The organism is Nitrospiria bacterium (assembly GCA_036397255.1).
In the GTDB taxonomy this organism is placed as follows: domain Bacteria; phylum Nitrospirota; class Nitrospiria; order DASWJH01; family DASWJH01; genus DASWJH01.
In genome coordinates, this window is sequence record DASWJH010000110.1 from 1 (window position 1) to 7,750 (window position 7,750).

The window sequence follows — 7,750 nt, forward strand, 5'->3', positions numbered from 1 at the left end:
TTCAAAAAATCAACATCTTCTGGATTCCCGCTTTCGCGGGAATGACGGGAAGGGCCTGGATTTCCGCTTTCCCCTGCCTGCAAGTGCCCGCCGGACAGGCGGGTAATGACAAAATTTACCCACTCACTTCCACGATGAGCCGTTTAAATAACTTTTCTCAGAGAGGGGTCACGATGTTCAAGCCTTCCAAATTTAATGTTCTCATTCCCAAATTCCCTATACCGGGGGAGTTTCTTTTATTTAATACCTTTACCGATTCCCGTGTCATTATTAATGACTCAATAAAGGAATTAATTTTTAATGATCACCGCAACAATAAATTAGAAGAGTATACCCAAGAAGAACGCAATTCCCTTCAAACACTTCATGAGCTTGGAATAATTGTAGAGAAAGAAATAAATGAAGATAGGGAACTTGAATATTGGTTTCAAAAACTAAAATTTGATTCAACCAGTCTGGATATTACAGTTTTAACCACCTCTGCTTGTAATTTAGGATGTACCTATTGTTTTGAGGAAGGAATTGATCTCAAAGGGTTTATGTCTGAAGAAACCTGCCGTGGGATGGGGGAATGGGTAGCCACGAAATTGGATGAGGTCCGTCCCCATGTCCTCCAGCTCACACTGTTTGGAGGAGAACCCCTACTTAATCTAAAGGCCTGCTACTCAATAAGCCGTTATTTAAATCTCCTTGCAACCCAGCGGGGAGTTGCGTTGGATATCAGCATCATCACCAATGGGGTCCTTCTATCTGAAGATGTAATTCAGGAGCTTGTTCCCTTGGGCCTAAAACGGGTTAAAGTCACCTTAGACGGCGATGAGGCCGCCCATGATTCAAAACGCCAGTATAGAAACGGAAAGGGAAGTTTCAACGCCATTTTAAAAAACCTGGTGGCTTTAAAAGGTAAAGCGCCTATTTCAATCGGAGGGAACTTTGATGAGTCAACCAAGGAAAGTATTCCAAGGCTTTTAGATCAGCTGGTTGCATTGGGTTTTACCCCGGAGGATATTTCCGACATTACCTTTAAGCCGATCTTATCTTCCACCAACAAACTTCCGGTTTTAAATAATTCTATGGACAGTGGCCATAGCTGTACTTTTTCGGACATGGATGTTTCCGATATTTTATGGTTGAGGGATGAGGTGGAAAAGAGAGGGTTTAAAACAAAAGATGGCATTGCAATCGGACCCTGCTGTGCCACACGGGAAAATACCTACACCATTGATCCGTGGGGGAAAATCTACAAATGTCCTGCTTTAGTGGGAAGGGAAGAATATGTGACAGGAAATATTCATCAACCTCAAAGTAACTATCAAGGAACGCGGTTTATGACTGTGGATCTTTGGAACGATTCATTTTGTCAGCCCTGCTCTTACCGTCCCCTTTGTGGCGGGGGTTGCCGTGGAAGTTCTGTGACTCAATCCGGAGATTTTGAAAAGGTTGCATGTGAGAAACCCTATTTTGAAAACGTTGCCCTGGAATTGGTTAAAAGGGAATATATAAAGGAAGAGGAGGGTGTTAGCCCAAGTTAATGCCAATCCCGGATTTTCAAGGGATTATAAAAACAGGAGAGGAGAGGGGGTGAACCATCGAAATGAAAATTGTTAAAAAAGGAGAACGGAAGGTAAAGATTAAAAGAGCTTATTGCACATGGTTCGTGGGGTAGGGTTTTTTAAAAAATATGGCTTTAATAAAGGAAAGGGATCTTTTTAGATCCCTTTCTTTTTTAGAAAGAATTGACTTTAAAAGCAGGACTTCCTATCCTTAGTGGATGAAAAAAAAAATTCTTACCTGCCTAATTTCTCTCCTGGGAGTGGTTATAGGGCTTTCCTGCACCCCTAGGTCATCCATTGAAGAAAAAAGCGTTGGCGATTTTTTAATTATTTCTGAATCTCAAACTCCCTCTTCCATTAATCCTCTTTTGACATCCACAACATTCTCGGCCAACCTCAGTGATATCATCTTTGACAGTTTGGTGAATTTAGATGAACATTTTGAGGTAAAACCTAAATTGCTTGCTTCCTGGGAACCTTCCGAAAATGGTTTGATCTGGAATTTTGTCTTAAAAAAAGGTATCCATTTCCATGATGGAGAGGAGCTTAACGCGGAAGATGTTGTTTTTACTTTTGAAAAAATTCAATCTTTGCCCCGTGGGAGCCCATTTAATTTTATATTCCAGTTTATAAAGAAGATTTCTAAAACGGGGGAGTATAAATTTCAAATTGAACTGGAGAGACCCAATTCTTCCTTTCTTCAGTCCCTTGATTTCGGTATTTTACCCAAACACCGTTTAGAGGGGGAGGACCTCCTCACCACCCCATTTAATAAACATCCTATTGGGACCGGCCCTTTTAATATAAAAACTTGGTCTAAAAAAGAAATCGCCCTTAAGGCCAACCCGGATTATTTTTTAGGAAGGCCTTTCCTGGACGGGATTATTGTTAATTTTTTTTTAAGTCAGGAAGCCGCATGGGCAAAATTGATTGCCGGTGAAGTGGACTTCTTTTTTTTCCTCACCCCTAGGAATTTTGCGAGTCTAAAACAGGTTCCTTCTTTTAATGTTTTTTCCGTTCCAAAGCCTTATTATTACCTTATTGCTTTTAATTTGGAAAATGATCTTTTTTCAGACAAAAAAATCCGTCAGGCTTTAAATTATGCGGTGAATAAAAAAGAAATCATTGAAAAAGTCCTGCATGGGCAGGGGGAGGTTGCCCAAGGGACTATTTTCCCGGGATCATGGGCATTTGATCCGGAAGTGGACCCGTACGAATTTAATCCTCAAAAGGCCATTGCACTTTTGAAGGAGGCCGGATGGGAGGACCGTGACGGGGATTATCTTATAGAACAAAAGGGAAAGCCGTTTGAATTTTCGGTTCATGTCAATAGGGGAGATGATTTAAAAGAAAAAACATTGCTTTTGGTCCAGCAACACCTATATGACATTGGAATCAAAATGAACATAACGCTTTTTGATGCCGCCCAGATGGACTTTTTGTTTAAAAAGCAGTTTCAATCTTTTTTCCCGGAGATTACAGACCGGGGTAATCCCGATTTTAGTTATAAGCACTGGCATTCGTCACAAATGAAAAATGGATTTAATGTGTCATCCTATATGAACCCTAAAGTGGATCGATTTTTAGAAGAAGGGCGAGTGAGTCTGGATAGTGATGAAAGGAGGAAGGCCTATTTCAAATACCAGAAAGAGATTCGAGAAGATCCCCCTGGAATTTATCTGTTCTGGACCAATTATCTGGTGGGAATCCACAACCGTTTTCGCGGTGTAAAAATCAGCTCTTTGGGTCCCCTTTCAAATGTTCGCGAATGGTATGTTCCCAAACAGGAGCAAAAGCATAGCGTTCAAAATGAGTAACGTTTCCAAAAAATTGATTGTCTTATTGGTGTTTGCTTCCCTTTTACCATTGGCGGTGTTTGGGGCCATTGCGGTGTTGACTTCCCAGGATATGGCCAGAAAGATCGTGGTTGAGGAAAATCAGGAGATAGCGAAAAGGGCCGCGGACCAAATTGCCCAATATGTACACCATGGGATCGATATTTTGGAAGCCCTTGGCCAGAATATCGGTAAAACCGATCTCCTTCAATGGCAAAAGGAACGAATGATAAAGAACTATGTGATTCAATTCGGACAATTTGAATCGATCGATTTGACCGATCCTTCCGGAAAAATAATTTCCACCAGCCGTTTGGAGGTGCCAGATCGGAATAAACATTCGGAAAAAGGGGTATCAACGGTTCTGTCGGGCGGGGTTTACCGCTCAGAGGTTTTTATTTCTGAAAATTTTGTTCCCAGCATGGTGATTGGGGTTCCCTTAAAGGCGTTGGGAAAGGTTGAAGGGGCTCTTTGGGGGGAGCTTAACCTGGTTGAAATGTGGAATTTGGTGGACGGTATCCGGATCGGTGAGGAAGGGTATGCCCTGGTGGTCTCTGAAGAAGGCCATCTGATTGCCCATGGGTTAGGAACTGCAAAAGAGAAGGTCCTTCAACAGGAATTGATGGGTGATCTCCTGGTGGTCGGGGAGGCGTTTAATGGGAAGACCGGGGCTGCGGTCTACGGAGATGATCAGGGGGAGGAGAAAATCGGGGTTTCCGTCCCGATCCGTGGTTTGGGTTGGGTCATGGTGATTGAACAACCCACCCGTGAAGCGTATGCACCCGCCATCCGCTTGACCTGGCAATTGACCTGGTTTGGGGGAGGATTCCTTTTTCTTATGGTGATGGTTGGGATGTTGGGGGGAAAGCGGTATGTGGTGGATCCCATTCGTGAACTCATTCGCGGAATCAGAGAAGTGGGAAAAGGAAACTTAAAAAATAAGGTTCAAATTTTATCACAGGATGAATTCCAGGAGTTAGGAGAAACGTTTAATGAAATGACCGGGCGTTTGGTTCAATTGCAGGAGAATATCCGGCGGCAAGAACGGGTTGTTACCATTGGCCGGATTGCAAACGGGTTGGTTCATGATTTGAGGCACCCGATTAGAAATCTTGAAAATGCTGCCCAATTGGCTTCCCGTCTTGGGAAAGGGGACCCTGATCACCAGACTTTTGAAAAAGTGACCCGGAGGGAGCTTTTAAAACTCAATCAATTTCTTGATGATTTACTTCGACTATCCAAACCCAAACCCCTTTACCCGATCACGATTCAGTTCTCCCGATTGATGGAGGAATTCCTTGCACCCTATCGAAACCACCCGAGATGTGTATTTGACGATCAACCGGCAAAAACGGAAGGGGGAATTCGGAACATTTCGATCAGTGTTCAAAGCGATTTTCCCTCTTTGAAGATTCAGGCGGACCGATTTGCTTTAGACCGGGTTCTAGGAAACCTGGTAAACAACGCCATTGAGGCCATGCCAAAAGGGGGGAAACTCATTATTTCCGGTAATGAAACACAAGCACAGGATCTTGGTAAGGTCACCGAGATATCGGTGTCCGATACCGGTATGGGTATTTCTCCCGAGCGAATTGAAAACCTGTTTGAAGATTTTACAACTACCAAGGAAAAAGGAATTGGGTTAGGCCTGGCCATTTGTAAAAGAATTGTTGAGGAACATCACGGAAAAATTGAAATTCAAAGCAAACCCGGCCAGGGCACAAAAGTAAATTTGTTTTTCCCCTCCCTTAGTTGAAATTTCTTTTCTTTTTGGCATTTAATTTGCATTTCTTATGGGTGAGAATTTTCTTCTTACCTATTTAAGGGGGGTAATGCAAAAATGCCTCAAGAAATCGGTCCAATAAAAGTTCTTATTTTTTCTTTTGATATACACAACAGGCTTGATTTAAGGCAAAAACTTTATTTTGGGCATTACAATGTGATTACCGCCCAGAACAGGAGGGAATTAAAGGAGTTAGCCATTGCTTGTCTCCCAAATCTCATTATTTTTGATACCCGCCAGAGTGTTTCTGATAATTTTTCTTTTTTAATGGATTTACAAAATAACCCTTCAACCCTTTCCATCCCGGTTATTTTTATTATGGAAACCCTTGGGTTTTCTTTGCCTGAGAAAGAACTGGAAAACGGCCTTGTGGAATATATTTTAAACCCATTAAATAACGAAGATCTCCACGCTTGTATTCGAAACATCCTAAATAGAAAAGAAAAAAAGGAAAAAATCAACCACGAGGTTCAGAAATTTAAGAGGGATATGGCCATTACCCTGTCCCATTCCCTGCGGCTTCCTGTTTCAATTATTTCAGGTTTCTCTAACCTGATTAAGCAGGATTTAATTCCTTCCAAATCAACCCCTTTGTCGGACTACCTCCAACAAATTGTCCACCAAGCTGAATATCTCAATGATTTAAATGAAGACCTAAATTATCTTGTTCAAACCGAACAGTTTGAAGAAGAAGTAAACCTAATTGAGGTGATCCAGGAGGCCGTACTGAAATTCCAGAAAAGGATTGAAAATAAAGAACAAAAGTTAATTTTAAATTCTATAGACTCCAACACAATTTATGTTAAGGGAAGGCGTTTCCAGCTCCTTTTAGCTTTGCGGCATCTTATATCCAATGCCCATAAATTTACACCCAATGGGGGTGGCATTGAAATAAAAGTCTTTCCCGTTGATCAACTGGTCCGGGTTGAAGTAGCAGACTCTGGAATTGGAATTCCCTTATCACAACAAAACCAACTTTTTGAAATGTTTTATAACGGGCAGAGAAATCAGGGGGAAATTCAGAATGGTTTGGGCCTTGGTTTGAAGATTGCCAAGTCAGTGGCTGAAAATCATAAAGGATGCGTGGGTTTTGAAAGCAGACCCACACAAGGAACCCGTTTTTGGCTCGAACTGCCACTTATTGTGGAATAATTACCATTCTCCATTGAAATCAATACTAGACCAACTATCTGACCTCACATTTTTGAAGGAGAAAACCCAATCATTTAAAATAAAAAACCAAGAAAATGGTTAATTTTTAACTTTTACTAGGCAGATATTTGCCTATTTTGTAACCCCTTAAATTTTAAAGGAAAATTTCTAAAAAAGAGTCTTTTTTACTTGGGGTGTAGTTAAGAAACTGTTTTTAACCATTTTTCGGTTCCCTTTTAAAAGAAGGGTTGGTCAGATTGTTTTTATCTCTTTTAAAAATAAAAACCGGGTTTTGGATCTTGGTTTCAATCTTTTAACGCAATAAGTTGATTGAAAACTTCATCAGGTTTCATCTAATTGAGTACTTTTTTCCCCTTAAGAGGCAATCGGTTTAAAAAACTTTAAAAGCAAATCCATGAAAAACATTTCAAATCCATTTGGTTCAATAATTGCTTTAATATATAGGAAAAATGAAATTTTTGGATCAAACAAATGGCAGGAATAAATCGAGAAACTTTTTTTAAAAAGCCACACCCCTCTAAAAAAACCTTACAGAGGGGGGGTCATCTGGACCTATGGAAGGGGAGGATGATTGAGGAAAGACGAAAATTTAGAAGGCCCACTCTGGTGGCATGCCTTGAAATAAAGCCCCTTAGGAAAAGCAAAGGTGTAAAGGGTTATGCCATTAATGTCTCCTATAGCGGGATGGGATTGTACTCTCAAAGCTCAATATCCAAAGAAAATGAGTTAGAGATCAAGGTGTTTTATACCGATGCCCCCTTTGAAAAAGAGTTTGAGGTGTACGAGGGACAGGTGAAGTGGTGCAGGAAAATTGGTGATTGTTTTGCGGTAGGTGTTGAATTTAAAAACGTTGATCCCCATTCTCATTGCACATTGGTTTCCTTTCTAGAGCAAACCAGGGCATTTGAGTAATTAGTATATTTTCAATTCTTCCTCTTCCCCATAATCAACCCCTTGGTTTTTAAATCGAATCCTTTCCTTTGTGATAATGATGAATAAAAAAGAAAAAAATCTTGTTGAGGAAAACAACATATTTAAATATGCGGGTATCGAAAAGTCCGCTCTGTCTGGTCTTTTGGAGGGAATGCTATTTTTAGATCCGGACGGGAAAGTGCTTTTTTAAACAGCGTTGCAAAAAACCCATTGGGTCATTTAACTTTGGGCTCATCGTGGAAGTGAGTGGGTAAATTTTGTCATTACCCGCCTGTCCGGCGGGCACTTGCAGGCAGGGGAAAGCGGAAATCCAGGCCCTTCCCATCATTCCCGCGAAACCTGTCCTCGAATGCCTCTATCGGGGAGCGGGAATCCAGAAGATGTTGATTTTTTGAATCCTGGATTCCTGCCTGCCGGCAGGCGGGCCCGATAAAAACATTCGGGAATGACGAACTGGATTTTGCAGGAACCTC

6 protein-coding genes are annotated in these 7,750 nt (G+C 41.3%); 5 read left to right on the forward strand and 1 reads right to left on the reverse strand.

Annotated elements, in window-relative coordinates; genetic code table 11:
* The first annotated feature begins 173 nt into the window (after nucleotides 1-173).
* The 5 genes from VGB26_14960 to VGB26_14980 all read left to right on the forward strand — a co-directional run bounded on the left by VGB26_14960 (nucleotide 174) and on the right by VGB26_14980 (nucleotide 7,256).
* Nucleotides 174-1,532 carry an SPASM domain-containing protein gene (locus VGB26_14960; protein ID HEX9759074.1) on the forward strand — a complete coding sequence of 453 codons (1,359 nt, stop codon included), beginning with the start codon at nucleotides 174-176 and terminating at the stop codon, nucleotides 1,530-1,532.
* A gap of 239 nt (nucleotides 1,533-1,771) precedes the next feature.
* Nucleotides 1,772-3,370 (forward strand): ABC transporter substrate-binding protein, encoded by a 1,599-nt coding sequence (locus VGB26_14965; GenBank protein HEX9759075.1) that lies wholly within the window; start codon nucleotides 1,772-1,774, stop codon nucleotides 3,368-3,370.
* Entirely contained in the window at nucleotides 3,363-5,144 is a 1,782-nt protein-coding gene (locus VGB26_14970; protein ID HEX9759076.1) for an ATP-binding protein, read from the forward strand. The genes VGB26_14965 and VGB26_14970 overlap by 8 nt, the downstream gene beginning before the upstream one ends.
* A gap of 84 nt (nucleotides 5,145-5,228) precedes the next feature.
* Nucleotides 5,229-6,323: an ATP-binding protein gene (locus tag VGB26_14975; protein HEX9759077.1), complete on the forward strand. Its 1,095-nt coding sequence runs from the start codon at nucleotides 5,229-5,231 to the stop codon at nucleotides 6,321-6,323.
* Nucleotides 6,324-6,911: 588 nt separating this feature from the next.
* Entirely contained in the window at nucleotides 6,912-7,256 is a 345-nt protein-coding gene (locus VGB26_14980) for a PilZ domain-containing protein (protein ID HEX9759078.1), read from the forward strand.
* 284 nt (nucleotides 7,257-7,540) lie between these two features.
* Here VGB26_14980 and VGB26_14985 read toward each other — a convergent pair.
* The coding region (locus VGB26_14985; GenBank protein HEX9759079.1) for a hypothetical protein at nucleotides 7,541-7,750 on the reverse strand (210 nt) is incomplete at its 5' end.